16 protein-coding genes and 3 tRNA genes are annotated in these 18,127 nt (G+C 59.0%); 11 read left to right on the top strand and 8 right to left on the bottom strand.

Annotated features, from left to right (window positions below):
- The first annotated feature begins 54 nt into the window (after positions 1-54).
- The 4 genes from ACR0K1_RS06000 to ACR0K1_RS06015 all read left to right on the top strand — a co-directional run bounded on the left by ACR0K1_RS06000 (position 55) and on the right by ACR0K1_RS06015 (position 3,609).
- Positions 55-1,197 carry an acyl-CoA dehydrogenase family protein gene (locus ACR0K1_RS06000; RefSeq protein ID WP_480610602.1) on the top strand — a complete coding sequence of 381 codons (1,143 nt, stop codon included), beginning with the start codon at positions 55-57 and terminating at the stop codon, positions 1,195-1,197.
- A 7-nt stretch (positions 1,198-1,204) separates the two neighbouring features.
- Positions 1,205-2,245, top strand: coding sequence for an enoyl-CoA hydratase/isomerase family protein (locus tag ACR0K1_RS06005; RefSeq protein WP_480849235.1), 1,041 nt, complete (start codon positions 1,205-1,207; stop codon positions 2,243-2,245).
- Between the two features lie 3 nt (positions 2,246-2,248).
- The gene (gene mmsB, locus ACR0K1_RS06010; protein ID WP_480610597.1) at positions 2,249-3,121 is read left to right on the top strand and encodes a 3-hydroxyisobutyrate dehydrogenase; all 873 of its coding nucleotides are present in this window, start codon (positions 2,249-2,251) and stop codon (positions 3,119-3,121) included.
- 101 nt (positions 3,122-3,222) lie between these two features.
- Positions 3,223-3,609 (top strand): hypothetical protein, encoded by a 387-nt coding sequence (locus ACR0K1_RS06015; RefSeq protein ID WP_480610594.1) that lies wholly within the window; start codon positions 3,223-3,225, stop codon positions 3,607-3,609.
- Between the two features lie 15 nt (positions 3,610-3,624).
- On the opposite strand, the gene uvrA is transcribed toward ACR0K1_RS06015, so the two are convergent.
- The 3 genes from uvrA to ACR0K1_RS06030 form a co-directional block, all read right to left on the bottom strand.
- Positions 3,625-6,483 carry an excinuclease ABC subunit UvrA gene (gene uvrA / locus ACR0K1_RS06020; RefSeq protein WP_480849237.1) on the bottom strand — a complete coding sequence of 953 codons (2,859 nt, stop codon included), beginning with the start codon at positions 6,481-6,483 and terminating at the stop codon, positions 3,625-3,627.
- Positions 6,484-6,649: 166 nt separating this feature from the next.
- A tRNA-Asp gene (locus ACR0K1_RS06025) sits at positions 6,650-6,726 on the bottom strand.
- 45 nt (positions 6,727-6,771) lie between these two features.
- Positions 6,772-6,848, bottom strand: a tRNA-Asp gene (locus ACR0K1_RS06030).
- A 339-nt stretch (positions 6,849-7,187) separates the two neighbouring features.
- Between ACR0K1_RS06030 and ACR0K1_RS06035 the strand changes: the two genes are divergently transcribed.
- The 3 genes from ACR0K1_RS06035 (at position 7,188) to ACR0K1_RS06045 (ending at position 9,821) form a co-directional block, all read left to right on the top strand.
- Positions 7,188-7,925, top strand: coding sequence for a porin (locus ACR0K1_RS06035; protein WP_480610588.1), 738 nt, complete (start codon positions 7,188-7,190; stop codon positions 7,923-7,925).
- Between the two features lie 114 nt (positions 7,926-8,039).
- Positions 8,040-8,114: transfer RNA gene (locus tag ACR0K1_RS06040), tRNA-Val, on the top strand.
- Between the two features lie 120 nt (positions 8,115-8,234).
- The gene (locus ACR0K1_RS06045) at positions 8,235-9,821 is read left to right on the top strand and encodes an APC family permease (RefSeq protein ID WP_480849240.1); all 1,587 of its coding nucleotides are present in this window, start codon (positions 8,235-8,237) and stop codon (positions 9,819-9,821) included.
- 49 nt (positions 9,822-9,870) lie between these two features.
- Here the strand turns inward: ACR0K1_RS06045 and lon are convergent, their stop codons facing one another.
- From lon to ACR0K1_RS06065, 4 genes are all read right to left on the bottom strand, one after another.
- Positions 9,871-12,279, bottom strand: coding sequence for an endopeptidase La (gene lon, locus ACR0K1_RS06050; RefSeq protein ID WP_480610582.1), 2,409 nt, complete (start codon positions 12,277-12,279; stop codon positions 9,871-9,873).
- 223 nt (positions 12,280-12,502) lie between these two features.
- A complete protein-coding gene (locus ACR0K1_RS06055; RefSeq protein ID WP_480610579.1) occupies positions 12,503-12,910 on the bottom strand; it encodes a DUF6636 domain-containing protein in 408 nt (135 codons plus the stop codon).
- A gap of 89 nt (positions 12,911-12,999) precedes the next feature.
- Positions 13,000-14,130: a tRNA guanosine(34) transglycosylase Tgt gene (gene tgt, locus ACR0K1_RS06060; protein WP_480849242.1), complete on the bottom strand. Its 1,131-nt coding sequence runs from the start codon at positions 14,128-14,130 to the stop codon at positions 13,000-13,002.
- A gap of 63 nt (positions 14,131-14,193) precedes the next feature.
- Positions 14,194-15,105 (bottom strand): nucleoside hydrolase, encoded by a 912-nt coding sequence (locus ACR0K1_RS06065; protein ID WP_480849244.1) that lies wholly within the window; start codon positions 15,103-15,105, stop codon positions 14,194-14,196.
- A 175-nt stretch (positions 15,106-15,280) separates the two neighbouring features.
- On the opposite strand from ACR0K1_RS06065, the gene ACR0K1_RS06070 reads away from it, so the two are divergent.
- The 3 genes from ACR0K1_RS06070 (at position 15,281) to ACR0K1_RS06080 (ending at position 16,906) form a co-directional block, all read left to right on the top strand.
- On the top strand, positions 15,281-16,171 hold the full coding sequence (locus tag ACR0K1_RS06070; RefSeq protein WP_480610571.1) for an SPFH domain-containing protein: 891 nt from the start codon (positions 15,281-15,283) through the stop codon (positions 16,169-16,171).
- On the top strand, positions 16,171-16,449 hold the full coding sequence (locus ACR0K1_RS06075) for an NfeD family protein (protein WP_480610569.1): 279 nt from the start codon (positions 16,171-16,173) through the stop codon (positions 16,447-16,449). Before ACR0K1_RS06070 ends, ACR0K1_RS06075 begins: the two co-directional genes overlap by 1 nt.
- A 94-nt stretch (positions 16,450-16,543) precedes the next feature.
- Positions 16,544-16,906, top strand: a complete 363-nt coding sequence (locus ACR0K1_RS06080; RefSeq protein WP_480610566.1) for an SUF system Fe-S cluster assembly protein — start codon at positions 16,544-16,546, stop codon at positions 16,904-16,906.
- A gap of 229 nt (positions 16,907-17,135) precedes the next feature.
- Here the strand turns inward: ACR0K1_RS06080 and ACR0K1_RS06085 are convergent, their stop codons facing one another.
- Positions 17,136-17,477 carry a hypothetical protein gene (locus tag ACR0K1_RS06085; protein ID WP_480610563.1) on the bottom strand — a complete coding sequence of 114 codons (342 nt, stop codon included), beginning with the start codon at positions 17,475-17,477 and terminating at the stop codon, positions 17,136-17,138.
- 218 nt (positions 17,478-17,695) lie between these two features.
- Between ACR0K1_RS06085 and ACR0K1_RS06090 the strand changes: the two genes are divergently transcribed.
- Complete coding sequence (locus tag ACR0K1_RS06090; RefSeq protein ID WP_480849248.1) at positions 17,696-18,061, top strand: HesB/IscA family protein; 366 nt, start codon at positions 17,696-17,698, stop codon at positions 18,059-18,061.
- Positions 18,062-18,127: the final 66 nt, after the last annotated feature.

The raw sequence follows: 18,127 nt of genomic DNA on the forward strand, positions 1-18,127 counted from the left end.
TAACGATTGGGAATTAAACAACCGTTCAATTCGATCTCGACGGGAGGGAGCGCCATGGATTTCGCGCTGAGCGAGGAACAGACAGCCATCTTCGATATGGCCTATGCGTTTGGGCAGGAAAACATCGCCCCATTCGCCCGCCAGTGGGAGGCCGAGGGCACCATCCCCAAAGACCTGTGGCCCAAGGTCGGAGAGCTGGGGTTCGGCGGTCTGTACGTTTCAGAAGACGGCGGCGGGTCCGGTCTGGGCCGTCTGGACGCGACATTGGTGTTCGAGGCTTTGTCGATGGCCTGCCCCTCGGTCGCGGCGTTTTTGTCGATCCACAACATGTGCGCCAAGATGCTGGACAGCTTCGCCAGCGACGACTTGAAATCCCGCATCATGCCGGACGTTCTGTCGCTGAACACGGTGCTCAGCTATTGCCTGACCGAACCCGGGTCGGGCTCGGACGCGGCGGCGCTGAAAACCCGCGCTGAACGGACGAACGAAGGATATACGCTGAACGGAACCAAGGCCTTTATCTCGGGCGGCGGGTATTCCGACGCTTATGTCTGCATGGTGCGCACCGGTCAGGACGGACCAAAGGGCATCTCTACCGTTTATGTCGAGGACGGCACGCCGGGCCTCAGCTTCGGAGCGCTGGAAAAGAAGATGGGCTGGCAAAGCCAGCCCACCGCGCAGGTTCAGTTCGACGATTGCAAAATCCCCTCGGGCAATCTGGTCGGGACCGAGGGCGACGGGTTCAAATACGCCATGATGGGGCTGGATGGCGGTCGGCTGAACATCGCCTCGTGCTCGCTGGGCGCGGCGCAGGCGGGGCTGGACATGACGCTGCAATACATGTCCGAGCGCAAGGCCTTTGGGCAATCCATCGACCAGTTCCAGGCGCTGCAGTTCCGGCTGGCCGATATGGAAATTGAACTGCAGGCCGCCCGTACTTTCTTGCGTCAGGCAGCGTGGAAACTGGATCAGGGCGCGCCGGATGCCACCAAGTTCTGCGCCATGGCCAAGAAATTCGTGACCGAGACCGGGTCGAAAGTCGTCGACCAGTGCCTGCAACTGCATGGCGGTTACGGCTATCTGGCAGATTACGGGATCGAAAAGCTTGTGCGGGATCTGCGCGTGCATCAGATATTGGAAGGCACGAACGAAATCATGCGCGTGATCGTTGCGCGCCAGTTGGTTGCCCGGAACTGAGGACACCATGCCCGACATCGACATCCGCACCACCGGCCGCGCCGGGCGCATCACCCTGACCCGCCCCGCTGCGCTGAATGCGCTGACCTACGATATGTGCCTTGCCATTGAAACGGCACTGCGGAACTGGCGCGAAGACGATGCGGTGGACCTGATCATTCTCGATGCCGAGGGCGACAAGGCCTTTTGTGCCGGTGGAGATATCGCCGATCTTTATGCCTCGGGCACAAAGGGTAATTTCACCTATGGCCAGACCTTCTGGCGCGATGAATACCGGCTGAATGCGCTGATCTTTGAATACCCCAAACCGGTGGTCAGTTTCCTGCAGGGGTTCACCATGGGCGGCGGCGTCGGCGTCGGGTGCCACGGATCGCACCGCATCGTTGGCGAAACCTCGAAAATAGCGATGCCGGAATGCGGGATCGGGCTGGTGCCGGATGTTGGTGGTACGTTGATCCTTGCCAAGGCTCCGGGGCGGTTGGGCGAGTTTCTGGGCACAACCGGGCACCGGATGGGACCGGCAGACGCGGTTTACGCGGGGTTTGCCGATCATTTCATCCCGCAGGCACAATGGCCCGACCTGATCGAAATGCTCGAAGCCTCGGGCGATGCGACGCTCTTGCCCGGCCACTCCCAAACGCCACCGGGCGGAGAACTGGAGGCCATACAGCCGGATATCGACAGGCTGTTCGATGAGGAAACGTTGGGCGATATCCTGAGCAACCTGCGCAATGCCTCGGGGGCGCTTTCGGAAAGAACACTCGGCGCGCTGAAAAAAAATTCACCCCTGTCGATGGCCTGCACGGTCGAGATGCTGCGCCGCCTGCGTGGCCCGTCCCTGACGATGCGCAAGGCGCTTGGGATGGAATACAGATACACCTTTCGCGCGATGGAGCATGGCGACATTCTGGAAGGCATCCGGGCGCAGATCATCGACAAGGACCGCAACCCGAACTGGCAGTTCCCCGATATGAGCGTACCGGCGGCGGCTGTTTCCAAAATGCTTGAACCGCTTGGCGCGGACGCACTGACATTTAAGGAGGATTGACGCATGCAAATCGGTTTCATCGGGCTGGGAAACATGGGCGCGCCGATGGCGGCCAACCTTGCAAAGGCCGGCCATCAGGTCACCGGGTTCGATACGGCAGACGTGGCCGTTGACGGGGTAACCAAGGCTGCAACCGCGACCGAGGCTGTTTCCGGGGCCGATATCGTTATCACCATGCTGCCCAACGGTGCCATCCTGCGCGCGGTTGCTGACCAGATCATCCCGCATATGCAACAGGGCGCAGCCCTGGTCGACTGCTCGACCGTGGATGTCGACAGCGCGCGCGCCGTAGCAGATCAGGCGGGGGCTGCCGGTTTGCTGTCCGTGGACGCTCCGGTATCTGGCGGCATTGGCGGCGCGTCTGCGGGCACGCTGACCTTCATGGCAGGCGGGTCCCCGGACGCCTTCGCCAAGGCCGCGCCCCTGTTCGACATCATGGGTCAAAAGGCGGTTCACTGTGGTGAGGCTGGCGCGGGTCAGGCGGCGAAGATTTGCAACAACATGATCCTCGGCGTCACCATGATCGCCACGTGCGAGGCGTTCGCACTGGCCGATAAGCTGGGTCTGGACCGGCAAAAGATGTTCGACGTGGTCAGCACGTCCTCGGGCTATAGCTGGACCATGAACGCCTATTGCCCTGCCCCCGGTGTCGGGCCCAGCAGCCCGGCGGACAATGATTATCAGCCGGGCTTTGCGGCGGAACTGATGCTGAAAGACCTGCGCCTTAGCCAGCAGGCCGCTGACAGCGCGGATGCCGATACGCCCTTGGGTCAGGCCGCGACGGACCTGTATGAGCAGTTTGTCGAGGCCGAAGACGGCATGGGCAAGGATTTTTCGGCCATGTTGCCCCGGTTCGAAAAACGCGGGCGGGGTTAGTCAAAGGCGGGAACCCGCCCAAGCGCGATCTTGAAGTCTGTGCCCCCTTTCTTACGTATGGGGGGCATGGCACATGTGGCCGGACGCAGATGGGGACCCCGATGAGACACCTGATCCACAGCAGCTTGATCGCGCTTCTGGCGCTGAGCCCGCTTGCGGCGTCTGCCGGAAACGGGAATAGCAAAGGCAAGAACAAAAATGCGTTCAAGGTTGAACGCGTCTCGCCAAATAACTCGGCGGCGGTGGGCCACTGCCCGCCCGGGTTGGCCAAAAAGGCGGTTCCGTGCGTGCCGCCGGGACAGGTCAAGAACCTGTATCGCGTGGGTGACCGGATCAATCGGGACTACTATTGGATCAACGATCCGTATCGCTATGGCCTGAACCGGGGCGGCAACTACGTGCGCGCCGGGGATTACGTGTATCGGATCGACCCCGAAACGCGAAAGGTTCTGAACCTGATCGGTGCCGTTGCGGATATCCTGTACTAGGCCGAAACCGGGCCGCTATTCGGCAGCGACCCGCTCGGGGTTGAGCATGGGTTTCAGGTAATGCCCGGTATGGCTGCCGGTGCTGTCGGCCACCTTTTCCGGTGTGCCTTCGGCCACGATCTGACCGCCGCCATCGCCGCCCTCGGGTCCGATATCGATGATCCAGTCGGCGGTTTTGATCACGTCCAGATTGTGTTCGATCACGACAACCGTGTTGCCCTGTTCGACCAGTTCATGCAGCACTTCCAACAGCTTGCGGACATCTTCGAAATGCAAGCCGGTGGTCGGTTCGTCCAGAATGTAAAGCGTCCGCCCGGTTGATCGCTTGGACAACTCTTTCGACAGCTTCACCCGCTGCGCCTCACCCCCAGACAGCGTGGTAGCCTGCTGGCCCACCTTGATATAACCCAGACCCACCCGCGCCAGCGCATCCATTTTGTCGCGGATCGAGGGAACGGCTTTGAAGAACTCCTGCGCGTCTTCCACTGTCATATCAAGCACATCCGCGATGGACTTGCCCTTGAACTTGATCTCAAGCGTCTCACGGTTGTACCGCGCGCCCTTGCAGGTCTCGCAAGTCACGTAGACATCAGGCAGGAAGTGCATTTCGATCTTGATGACCCCGTCACCCTGACAGGCCTCACACCGCCCGCCTTTGACGTTGAAACTGAAACGACCGGGCTTGTAGCCCCGCGCCTTGGCTTCGGGCAGACCGGCGAACCAGTCGCGGATCGGGGTGAAGGCCCCGGTGTAAGTCGCTGGATTCGAACGCGGGGTTCGCCCGATGGGCCGCTGGTCGATGTCGATGACCTTGTCCAGATGCTCCAGCCCCTTAATGGTCTCACAGGGCGCGGGCGTCTGGCGCGCGCCGTTCAGGCGCATCGAGGCTGTTTTGAACAGCGTCTCGATGGTCAGCGTGGATTTGCCGCCACCGGAGACGCCGGTCACGCACACAAACTTCGCCAGCGGGAAATCCACTGTGACATTCTTCAGGTTGTTCCCGGTCGCCTTGACCACAGTAACCTTCTTTTTGTTCCCCTTGCGCCGTTCTGACGGCACCGCAATCGCACGCGTCCCGGACAGGTATTGCCCGGTGATCGATGCCGCATCCGCCGCGATATCGGCGGGCTTGCCCTTGCTGACGACCTGCCCGCCATGCACACCCGCGCCGGGGCCGATATCGAAGACATAATCCGCCTCTCGGATCGCCTCTTCGTCATGTTCGACAACGATCACGGTATTGCCCTGATCCCGCAGGTTCTTGAGCGTTCCCAGCAGCCGGTCATTGTCCCGCTGGTGCAACCCGATCGAAGGTTCGTCCAGCACATACAAAACCCCGGTCAGGCCCGAGCCGATCTGGCTGGCCAAACGGATGCGCTGGCTTTCTCCGCCGGAAAGCGTTCCACTTGAACGGGACAGCGTAAGGTATTCCAATCCAACGTTATTCAGAAAACCAAGCCGCTCACGAATCTCCTTGAGGATGGCGCGGGCGATCTCGTTCTTCTGCGCGCTCAGATGGTTCGGCGCGTCTTCGATCCAGGCCAGTGCCTCACGGATCGACATTTCGACTACCTGCCCGACATGCAGACCCGCGATCTTGACGGCCAAAGCCTCGGGCCGCAGGCGGTACCCTTCACAGGTGCCGCACGGGCGGTTGTTCTGATAGCGCTCGAACTCTTCGCGAATCCACGCGCTGTCGGTCTCGCGATAGCGGCGTTCCATGTTCGGGATCACGCCTTCGAAGCTACGCGTAACCTGATAGACCCGCCCGCCTTCGTCATAGCGGAACTGGATTTCCTCATCGCCCGAACCACGCAGGAACACTTGCTGCACGTGTTTCGGCAGGTCTTTCCAAGGCGTGTTCTTGTCGAATTCGTAATGCCGCGCTATGGCCTCGATGGTCTGCAGGAAGTACGGAGATTTCCCCTTCCGCCAAGGGGCCAAAGCACCATCGTAGAGTTTCAGTGTATGGTCTGGCACCACGAGGCGTTCGTCAAAGAACAGTTCGACCCCCAACCCGTCGCAATCCGGACAGGCCCCGAACGGTGCATTGAACGAAAACAGACGCGGTTCGATCTCGGGGATCGTGAAGCCACTGACCGGACAGGCAAAATTCTCGCTGAAGGTGATACGCTCCGGGTCGCCTTCGCGTGGGGCAGTTTCCAGAATGGCGATGCCATCGGCCAGGTCCAATGCAGTGCGCAGACTGTCAGCCAGACGTGTCTCCATCCCCTCGCGTACGACCAGACGGTCCACAACCACGTCGATGTCATGGCGGAACTTCTTGTCCAGCGTCGGCGGCTCGTCCAATTCGTAGAAATCGCCATCGACCTTCACACGCTGGAACCCCTGCTTTCGCAGTTCCAGAAAGTCTTTCTTATATTCACCCTTCCGGTCCCGCACGATGGGGGCCAGCAGATAGCCCCGCGTGCCCTCCTCCATTCCCATGATCCGGTCGACCATGTCCTGCACCTGCTGCGCCTCGATGGGCAGGCCGGTGACCGGGCTGTAAGGAGTTCCAGCACGGGCGAACAGCAGGCGCAGATAGTCGTAAATCTCGGTGACGGTCCCGACCGTAGAGCGTGGGTTTTTTGAGGTTGTCTTCTGCTCAATCGAAATCGCCGGAGAAAGCCCGCTGATGTGGTCCACATCCGGCTTTTCCATCATGTCCAGAAACTGCCGGGCATAGGCCGACAGGCTTTCGACATAGCGCCGCTGCCCTTCCGCGTAGATCGTGTCAAAGGCCAACGAAGACTTACCGGAACCGGACAGCCCTGTGATCACCACCAGCTGATCGCGCGGAATATCCACGTCGATGCTTTTGAGGTTATGCTCGCGCGCGCCGCGCACCTCGATATTCTTCAGCTCAGCCATTCTGGCCCCCAACAAACACGTCTCTCAGAAATAGGCGAGCGGCGCTGAGTCTCCAACAGAAAAGTTAGAACAAAGTGTGAACTAACGGATTATTGCCGACAACTCCTGACATGATGGCGCAGGACGCGGCCTTGCATCCAAATCACTGTCTATTTCAGAGAGAAAATGGCGCGGTTGACGGGGCTCGAACCCGCGACCCCCGGCGTGACAGGCCGGTACTCTAACCAACTGAGCTACAACCGCGCATCTATATCGTGGCCTTTCATCCTGGACCAAGGACTGCAGCGATGGCGCGGTTGACGGGGCTCGAACCCGCGACCCCCGGCGTGACAGGCCGGTACTCTAACCAACTGAGCTACAACCGCCCGCTGCACGTTCATTGCTGAACGTTGGGGTGTATTATGGCTACGCCCTGACATCGTCAAGCGGCGTTTTGAAGTTTTTTCCGAAAACCGGGAAATTCCTTTTTAACGGCTTCGGGGCGAAAAGCAGATTACAACTGGCGCGTGCTTGGAAGGCCTTGAAAATATATGCGGGAAAGAATCCAGCCCGCGCCCCACAACCCAGGAATGTGTCACGCGGGCAACAGGCATGTGATTTGACCGCAGGCAACTACACATTCCCGGAACTTCGATTTAGAGCAGCGCTTGCTCATAAGGTCTCAAAACGACCGTAACTCAAGCAAAAATAATCGGAGCAGAACCTTGAAAAAATTGTTCGTTTACAGCGCACTGGCGACAGTTGCGATTGCCAGCCATGCCCAGGCCGTCGAAGTGACCGGTGGCTATCTGGACCTGGGGTATTCGACATTCACCGACAGCGACTTTGGGGATGTGTTCAATCTGAACGGGTCCGGAGAACTGGCGTTCAGCCGTGCCTTCAGCACCCAGCTGGACGTTGGCGGCTATCGCTTTCAGGACCTTGGTGAAAGCGGCACGAACTGGACGCTGCACGGGAACTGGCACACCGGCGGCAATTCCTCGTTCGGTGCGTTTTATGGTCAGGAATCGATCAACGACCTCCATCTGGAATTCTACGGTCTGGAAGCCGGTTTCGATGCCGGTCCCGCCGAAGTCGAAGGCTATATCGGCCGACAGCAGCTAAGCGATTTCTCGGATATCGACGGCAATATCTTTGGCCTCGCCGTCACTGCCGACCTGGATGGCAAATGGGAATTCACCGCCAGCTATGATCTGGTGAACGATGTTCTGGGCGTTCTGGATTACGATCTGTTTTCCATCGGCGCGAATTACGCGGCCAGCGACAATGCCGAGGTCTATGGCCTGCTGGGTGTCGCCCATATCTCGTCCCCCATCGTATCCGGCAGCTCGAATGAGGCTTACATCGGCGTCGGTGTCCGGATGAACTTTGGCAACACACGCGGCACGACCTTTGGCCGCCGCGGCGTGCTGGACAAACTGCCCGGTCTGCCCGGCCTTTGATGACAGAAAGCCCCGGAGCATCGCTTCGGGGCTTTTTTCTGCAGGGCCGCGCCCGGAAAACTGCCTTTGCGCCCCTTGCAGAGCAATCAAACTCGCGGTAAGACGCCGCCTCACGGGTGATTAGCTCAGTGGTAGAGCGCTTCGTTCACATCGAAGATGTCAGCGGTTCAAATCCGTTATCACCCACCATTCCCCTCCTGTCACTTGTCGCACCGAGATTAAGCTAAGCGCTTGTCAGAAAACGATTAGCCTGCGTATCCTTTTGTGACTGCCGTGTGATCAATCGGCGATGGCGGACGGGGTGAAGACGTGGCCGGATTGAAACGAGATATTGGCCTTGTGGGGCTTACATTTATCTCGGTCGGTGGAATCATCGGGTCCGGTTGGCTGTTCGGGCCGCTTCTGGCCGTTCAGCATGCGGGGCCCGCCGCTATTCTGTCCTGGATCATCGGCGCGGCGGCCATGTTCATCTTGGCCATCACCTTTGCCGAGATTTCGGCCATGTTGCCGATTCCCGGCGGCATCGCGCGCGTGCCACAGTTTTCTCACGGCAATATCGTCTCGATGGCGATGGGTTGGACGGCTTGGATCGGGTACAACACCACCGCCCCAATCGAGGTTGAGGCGATGCTGAAATACCTCGCGCCCTATGCCCCGTGGCTGCACACGGCAGACACCGGTGATCTGACCGGAGCGGGCATTGCGGTTGCCTTGTTCTTCATGTTGCTGTTCGTCGCGGTCAACGCTTTGGGGGTCAAGTTCTTCACCCATGTAAATGCGGCTCTGACATGGGCGAAGATTGCGATTCCGGTCGTTTTGTCGATCTTGCTGATCGCCAACCGGTTCGAAGTTCAGAACTTCACCCAGCCCGACGGCTTCGCGCCCTACGGGCTGCAAGGCATCATGGCCGCAGTGTCGACCGGAGGGGTCATCTTCTCGTTCATCGGCTTCCGCCACGTGGTCGATATGGCCGGAGAGGTGCGGAACCCGAAATTCGCCATCCCCGCCGCGCTGGTTCTGTCTATCGTACTGTGCGCAGCCATCTACCTTGGCCTTCAGGTCGCATTCATCGGCGCGCTGGAACCGGGCATGCTGAAAGACGGCTGGGTCAACCTGAGTTTCGGCGGACAAGGCCCGCTGGACGGAGTGATCATGTCCGTCGGCTTCGTCTGGTTCCTGAGCGTTCTGAACGTTGGCTCGGTGGTCGGACCTTTCGGGAACGGATTGGTGTCCACGGGCTCGAATGCGCGGATCGCCATGGCGCTGTCGAAAAACGGGTTTCTGCCGAAACGTCTGATGATGGTGTCCTCGTTTGGCGTTCCCTTGTGGGCTTTGGCGCTGAATTTCCTGATCGGCATCCTGTTCCTGCTGACGGTCCCGTTCACGACCGTCATTGCCCTGAACGGCGCGGCGATTGTACTGTCCTTTGCGGTTGGTCCCATCGCCGTGGTGTGCCTGCGCCGGTTGATGCCGGACCATCCCCGGTCTATTCGCATTCCTGCAGTCCGGCTGGTCGCAGTGTCCGCCTTCGCCATCGCAACGCTGGTCGTTTACTGGAGCGGTTGGGACACGGTCTGGCGCCTCGGCATCGCGCTGATCGTCGGCATGGTCCTGCTGCTGGCCCGCTTCCATAACCGTCTGGACGAGATGGACGTGACCGAGGCGCTATGGCTGGTCCCCTATCTGGCCGGGATCGGCTTGATATCCTATCTGGGGCAATTTGGGGACGGCGCGCTGAAACAAATCCCGTTCGGTTGGGACATCGCGCTTTGCGTCTTGTTTTCAGTGGTAATTTTCAGTTTGGCCGTGCGATCCGCCCTGCCCACAGAGAAATTCCAGAAATACATAGCCGAGGAAGAAATTCTGGACGAAAAGAAACCGGTCATCGGGTTCTGAACGCAAAAAGGCGGGGATGTCCCCGCCTTTCCTGATCGTGTTTGCCAGTTCAGTGCGCCGTTGCCGAAGCGCCCGAGCTTTCCGCCGCCTTGGCCGCAGCCGCAGCAGCCTCTTCCGCGGCCTCGTCCCATTCGACTGGTTCAGGATCACGGACCAGCGCGTGTTTCAGAACTTCCGAGACATGCGTGACCGGAATGATCTCCAGCCCTTCTTTCACGTTGTCCGGAATCTCGGCCAGATCCTTTTCGTTCTCTTCCGGGATCAGCACCGTCTTGATACCGCCACGCAGGGCTGCCAGTAGCTTCTCTTTCAACCCGCCAATCGGCATTGCGTTGCCGCGCAGCGAGACCTCGCCCGTCATGGCGATATCCTTGCGCACCGGAATGCCGGTCAGGACCGAGACGATCGACGTTACCATCGCCAGACCAGCCGAGGGGCCATCCTTGGGCGTTGCGCCATCGGGCACGTGCACGTGGATGTCCAGCGAGTCGAACTTAGGCGGCTTCACCCCGATCTGGGGTGAGATCGACCGTACGTAAGACGAGGCCGCGTCGATGGATTCCTTCATCACATCGCCCAGCTTGCCGGTGGTCTTCATCCGACCCTTGCCCGGCAGTTTCAGCGCCTCGATATGCAGCAGGTCGCCACCCACGGACGTCCATGCCAGACCGGTTACAACACCGATCTGATCGTCCTGTTCGGCCAAACCATAGCGGAACTTGGGCACGCCAAGGAACTCATCCAGATTGTCGGGCGTCACCGTGACGGCTTCGGCCTCTTTCTTGATGATCTTGGTCAGCGACTTCCGCGCCACTTTGGCGATCTCGCGCTCAAGGTTCCGCACACCCGCCTCACGCGTGTAGGTGCGGATCATCTTCTGCAGCGCCTCATCGGTCAGTTCAAACTCCTTGGCCTTCAGACCGTGGTTCTTGACCTGCTTTTCGATCAGGTGCTGCTTGGCGATCTCGCTCTTTTCCTCTTCGGTGTAGCCCGCCAGCGGGATGATCTCCATCCGGTCGAGCAAAGGCCCGGGCATGTTATAGCTGTTCGAGGTGGTCAGGAACATCACGTTGGACAGGTCATATTCGACCTCAAGATAATGATCCATGAACGTGTTGTTCTGTTCCGGGTCCAGCACTTCCAGCATCGCCGAGGCCGGATCTCCACGGAAGTCCTGACCCATCTTGTCGATCTCGTCGAGCAGGATAAGCGGGTTCGTGGTTTTCGCCTTTTTCAACGCCTGAATGATCTTGCCGGGCATCGAGCCAATATATGTCCGCCGGTGACCGCGAATTTCGGATTCGTCGCGCACACCACCCAGCGAGATGCGAATGAATTCGCGCCCCGTTGCCTTGGCGACCGACTTACCAAGCGAGGTCTTACCCACACCCGGAGGGCCAACAAGGCACAGGATCGGGCCTTTCAGCTTTTTCGACCGCTGCTGCACCGCCAGATATTCGACGATCCGTTCCTTGACCTTCTCAAGCCCATAGTGATCGGCATCCAGAATGTCCTGCGCGCGGCCCAGATCCTTTTTGACGCGGGACTTGGTGCCCCACGGCAGCGCAAGAATCCAATCCAGATAGTTGCGGACCACGGTGGCCTCAGCCGACATCGGGCTCATGTTGCGCAGCTTTTTCAGCTCGCCTTCGGCCTTTTCGCGCGCCTCTTTCGACAGCTTGGTCTCGTTGATCTTGGCTTCCAGTTCGGCAACCTCGTTGCTGCCGTCCTCACCATCGCCAAGCTCTTTCTGAATGGCCTTCATCTGCTCATTCAGATAATACTCGCGCTGGGTCTTCTCCATCTGGGATTTGACGCGGGTCTTGATCTTTTTCTCGACCTGCAGAACCGACATTTCGCCCTGCATCAGGCCATATACCTTCTCGAGCCGCTCGCTGACGCTGAGGGTTTCCAGCAGTTCCTGCTTTTGCTCGACCTCGATGCCCAGATGACCCGACACAAGGTCGGCCAGTTTCGCTGGCTCGGCGGTATCACCCACAGCGGTCAGGGCTTCTTCGGGGATGTTCTTGCGCACTTTGGCATAGCGCTCGAACTCATCCGCCACGGTGCGCAGCAGCGCCTCGGTCGTCGTCACGTCGCCGGGAATCTCGGTCAGGTATTCCGCCCGCGCTTCAAAGAAGTCTTCGTTTTCAAGGAATTCAGTGATCTGCACCCGCGCCTGCCCTTCGACCAGCACCTTGACGGTGCCATCAGGCAGTTTCAGCAGCTGCAGCACATTGGCCAGCACGCCCGAGCGGTAAATACCGTCCTCATCCGGGTCATCGACACCGGGGTCGATCTGGCTGGACAACAGAATTTGCTTGTCATCCTGCATCACCTCTTCCAGTGCGCGTACCGATTTGTCTCGGCCCACGAACAGCGGCACAATCATGTGAGGGAACACCACGATGTCGCGCAGCGGCAGGACGGGGTATGAGGAATTCAGAGGCTCTTGCATGCTCAATCCTTATCGTTGGCAAGACGGCACCGGTCCCTGATTCAGGCAACCTTTGGCCATCTCCTGTCTTGGACGATAAAGGTGGGGCGGAGACCGCCCTTTTTCAACCTTACCATCATGTATCGTTAATCAACATGACCCGAGGTTTTCCGGACTGCAAGGCGTCCAACCGACATATCCACCGAAATTAAGATACGAATTGTCAGGGTAGCCCAGAAAACACTCAGAACACCCGCTGAACCGCGCGGGACAGAAAGAAACCATGACCATCCTGGTTCCGGCATTCCAGCCCCTTGGTCGAAGAGTGGCATGTGAACCCGCCGAACTGTCCTGTGACGCCATATTCGGCGCGATCAAATCCATCGCGATTGCGGTTGAGGGGCTGACACAGCATCTGAACCCCGCCCGTGTTGAACATCAGGAAATCATGCCCCCAATCGGACTGGCAATTTGCGGGTCGTGGCAACGCAGTGGGGCCGTATCGTTCGATAATGGTGCACTGGATGTCCGAGTTGACCGCGCCTTCCCCGACCGAACACTGAATGTTCTCGGAGGGTGTTTCAAAGGTCCAGACATCTGAAATTGCAGGTGTAGCGCAGAAAATGACGGCGCAAAGAATGAAACGGAACATAAAAACCCCCAAGGCTAATGAAACAATCGGTACTTCATGAAACTGGCTAAAGTGTACCTTTAACCGGTCCGATTGTCACCGCGTCAGGGTCAAAGCGGCTCGATATCCCCTTGCGCGCGTTGCGCATGGAATTGCGCCTGCCAGTCGTCGAAATGGCACGCCGCAATCGCGTCGCGCATGCCCTGCATGATTTCCTGAAAATAATGCAGGTTGTGCCAGGTCAGCAGCATGCCCGAGATCATCTCGTTCGCGCGGAACACATGATGCAGATAGGCGCGTGAGTAGTTCGAGCATGCGGGGCACGAACACGCCTCGTCCAGCGGGCGCGGGTCATCGGCGTGGCGGGCGTTCTTGATGTTGACTACCCCGAACCGCGTAAAGACCTGTCCTGTGCGCCCCGAGCGCGACGGCAGCACGCAGTCCATCATATCCACCCCGCGCGCAACCGCCCCGACGATATCGTCCGGCTTGCCGACCCCCATCAGGTAGCGCGGTCTGTCGGTCGGCAGGAAATCGGGCGCGTAGTCAAGACAATCAAACATGGCCTCCTGCCCCTCGCCCACCGCCAATCCGCCGATAGCGTAGCCTTCGAAGCCGATCTGTTTCAGGGCCTCGGCACTTTCTTCGCGCAGGTCACGTTCCAGCCCGCCCTGCATGATGCCAAACAAGGCATGACCGGGGCGATCCCCGAATGCCGTGCGCGAGCGATCCGCCCATCGCATCGACAGGCGCATCGACTCGGCGATGCGGTCCCGGTCGGCTGGCAAGGCCGGGCATTCGTCGAAGCACATGACGATGTCCGACCCCAGCAACCGCTGGATCTCCATCGACCGTTCCGGCGTCAATTCGTGTTTGGACCCGTCGATATGCGATTTAAACGTCACGCCTTTTTCGGTGAGCTTGCGCAGACCTGCCAGCGACATGACCTGAAACCCGCCGGAATCGGTCAGGATGGGCCGGTCCCAGTTCATGAACTTGTGCAAACCGCCCAACCGGTCAATCCGCTCGGCCGTGGGCCGCAGCATCAGGTGATAGGTGTTGCCCAGCAGGATGTCAGCCCCGGTGGCCCGCACGCTTTCCGGCATCATCGCCTTGACAGTCGCCGCCGTTCCGACCGGCATGAAGGCTGGCGTACGCACCTCGCCCCGTGGCGTCTGGATCACGCCGGTCCGGGCCTTGCCATCGGTGGCCTTCAATTCGAAAGAAAACTGCTGGGTCATGTCATCGTCTCAGGTCGCGGAACCGGGCAGCCTTTGCCCGATCCGACCCGCCATTGCAACCCGTCAGGGCAGCGAGGCGACGCGCTCGGTAAACAGATGCACCACCCCGGCCCCGTCCACATCCCGGCAAACGGTTACCGGTGGGCGTGAGGTATCTGCGCGGGTCGCGCCGATCTCATAGCCGCTGGCGATGACCTTCAGACCTGTGCGAACCGTGTCGAACATGTGCGCATGCGTGCAGGCGATCACGGCGGTCGAATCGTGCAGCCCACACCCTTCCAATCCACCTATGTCTTTGTAGAACTTCAGATAGAACCGGGAAATATCGCGCAGAAACGCCCCCATATCGGGTGAGCGTTCGGCAAGTGCCTCGAAATCTGCGGTCTCGTAGAGCGTTTTCAGCGTGACATCCAACCCGACCAAAACCGTTTCCGGCGGGGTCGCGAAAACCTCGTCCGCGGCCTGCACGTCGTGATAGATATTCGCCTCGGCGTGGTCAGTAATGTTGCCCCGGCTGAAAACCGCGCCACCCATGATGACCAGCCGTTTCAGGTTTTGCCCAAACTCCGGATCAAGCCGCATGGCATCTGCGATATTGGTCAGCGGCCCGATGGCGCACACCACAAGTTCTCCTTTGTGCCTGCGCGCCATCTCGACCAGAAAGGCGGCGGCGGGCAGAGCGTGGTTCTCACCAATCTCGGGGATGTCGATGACATCGCCAAACCCCTCTGGCCCGTGGACGTGATCCGAAGGCGTGTGGCTTTCCGCATCCCGCGCGGTGGAAACGCCCTCGGCAACCGGCAGGTCAAGCCCCAGTTTGTGCAACAAAAACCGGGCGTTGCGGCTGGATTGGTGGACATGGGTATTGCCAAAAACGGTGGTCAGCCCGATCAGTTCAATTTCAGGCGCTGCGGCGGCATAGGCAATGGCCATCGCATCGTCTATGCCGGGGTCTGTGTCGATAATCAGTTTCATCCCAACCCGATAACGCAATCACCCCGGGATGCAAAGCGGTCACAGCACCTGACTACTGCCCCGCACCACCCCCTTTTCACACTTGAATCGCGCCTGTTTCCATCCATACCAGAGTTGAAAACGGGCGACTCAACCCACATATGTATACTATCGTACACAACAAAAGAGGGCAGATATGAACGAAGAGATGATTATCGGACTACTTTCGTCAAACATCATTTACCTGCTGGCCGCCGCACTGGTGGTCATCGTTATTTTCAAAGGGATCAAGATCGTTCCGCAATCCGAGAAATACGTGGTCGAACGGTTCGGACGTTTGCACTCGGTCCTTGGCCCGGGTATCAATTTTATCGTTCCGTTTCTGGATGTTGCGCGCCACAAGATATCTATCCTTGAACGCCAGTTGCCGAATGCAACGCAGGACGCAATCACCAAGGACAACGTGCTGGTGCAGATCGACACCTCAGTCTTTTACCGTATTCTGGAACCGGAAAAGACGGTCTACCGTATCCGTGACGTGGACGGTGCGATTGCGACGACTGTTGCCGGGATCGTCCGTGCCGAAATCGGTAAGATGGACCTGGACGAGGTGCAATCGAACCGCGCCCAACTGATTACCCGCATTCAGGAAAGCGTCGAAACAGCCGTGGACGACTGGGGGATCGAGGTAACGCGGGCCGAGATTCTGGACGTGAACCTGGATCAGGCCACCCGCGATGCGATGCTGCAGCAGTTGAACGCCGAACGCGCCCGCCGCGCGCAGGTGACCGAGGCCGAGGGCCAGAAACGGGCCGTGGAGCTGAATGCCGATGCCGAGCTGTACGCCGCCGAGCAAACCGCCAAAGCCCGCCGTATTCAGGCCGAGGCCGAAGCTTACGCCACCGGCGTGGTTGCCAAGGCCATTCAGGACAACGGCATCGAGGCTGCGCAATATCAAGTGGCGCTGAAACAGGTCGAATCCCTGAACGCGCTGGGCAACGGCAACGGCAGCCAAACCATCGTTGTGCCTGCAAACGCCCTTGAAGCCTTTGGCGATGCGTTCAAGATGCTTAGAGGAGGTAAATGATGGCAGACTCCTTCTGGCTCACCTGGTGGATCTGGCTGGCCGCCGCGCTGGCGCTGGGAATACTCGAGGTCGTGCTGCCGGGCTTCATCTTCCTTGGCTTCGCCATCGGCGCGGCAATCACTGGCCTAATACTGGTTGTCCCCGGTGTTGTGCCCTCACTGCCGATCCTGCTGCTGGTTTTCGCAGTGCTGTCCCTGGCCGCTTGGCTGATTTTGCGCCGGATGTTCGCCCTGCCGCATGGTCAGGTGAAAACCTTCGAGCATGATATCAACGATTGATCTGGTGGGTGCCCTGTTCGGGCACCACCGCACCTCTGGACGCTGTCGCGGGTATTCCCTATATAATCACTCAGGCAACTGACCCGAGGCACCAATGACTCATCCGAGTGAACAGTTTGAAGGCACACCGCTGATCGCGCCATCAACGATTGAACATCCCCTGTACGAACCGGTGGTCGAGGCATGCCGAACGGTCTATGATCCTGAAATCCCAGTTAATATCTATGATCTTGGTCTGATCTACACGATCGACATCACCAAGGACAATGCAGTCAAGGTGATCATGACTCTGACGGCACCCGGTTGCCCCGTTGCCGGCGAAATGCCCGGCTGGATCATGGAGGCCATCGAACCCGTAGCGGGCGTCAAAGAGGTGGACGTCGAACTGACGTGGGAGCCGCCCTGGGGCATGGAGATGATGTCCGACGAAGCCCGGCTGGAACTGGGCTTTATGTAAACGCATCTGACGGCGCAACGCATTGTCACAAAACGGTAATTAACCTGTTACCCTTCTGTGCATTCTCTGTCACGGTTCTGCCCGACACATATGGCGCACCGACGGCGTAGATTCGATTTCAGCCTTGGTTGCACCGGGCCGATCACTTTACAGCCGCCCCCATAATACCGATGGCCCCGAATACGGACCGTTCTTGCCCGAGAACGGTCCTTTTCTTTGGGCTGTGGCGTTACTCGACACCACAGGTGGCTTTGATCTCGGCTGCACGTTCGTCAAGTTTCTTGACGTAATCCCCTGACAACATTTGCAATCTTTTGTTCTCGGTGCCCGTGATCAAGCCCAACAACGCGCCTGCCGGCGTGAGTGCAGCAACACTTTCCACCTGTTGATCCTGCGCATGCTTCTTTTCTGCCGCAATGGCGCGCAGGTCACCCTCGGCCGTTGCGCAATTGACCGGGTGCGTTTTCTCGTCGGTCGCTGCTGATACCGTTCCGGTCCAGGCAATAGCTGCCGCAAAGACCGCCAGACCGACACTGTTCAGAACTTTAGGTTTACGTCCTACTGCACTCATTTCATTTAACCTTTCTCGGAAAGCAATTGGCGTTTCGTGGACCAGAACACTCGCTTTGACGTCAGGCTATGTCCATCCGTGCCTGAAAGGCAAGGAATGCTTCCGCGGATATTCTCACGCCATGCTGCGCTTAAAATTCGCCCCGCAGCATCGCGCAGGCTTGAGCATGCCGTATAGCAGCCTTAAATTAGAGACGACGCGCGACAACGGAGACCACCATGTTCGGAATTCCCGGCAAACAAGCCGTGACCATGACGCCCAAGGCTGCTGAGCAGATTGCCCGCCTGATGAACTCTGGCGGCCATGCCGGGCTGCGCATTGGCGTCAAGAAGGGCGGCTGCGCGGGCATGGAATACACCATGGAATATGTTGATGAGGCCGACCTGCACGACGAGGTGGTCGAACAGGATGGCGCGCGCGTGATGATCGCCCCTATGGCTCAGATGTTCCTGTTCGGGACCGAGATCGATTATGAAGTGTCGCTGCTCGAATCCGAGTTCAAATTCAAGAACCCGAATGTGGTCGATGCCTGTGGCTGCGGCGAATCCATCAAGTTCGACGAAAGCCTGGCACAGCAAGGCTGACGTTTACCCATACACAGCAACCATAATTGTAACCCGTGACCGGGGGTGCTATCCGAGTCCCTAAAC

The sequence above is a fragment of the Ruegeria sp. F5 genome (assembly GCF_056533845.1).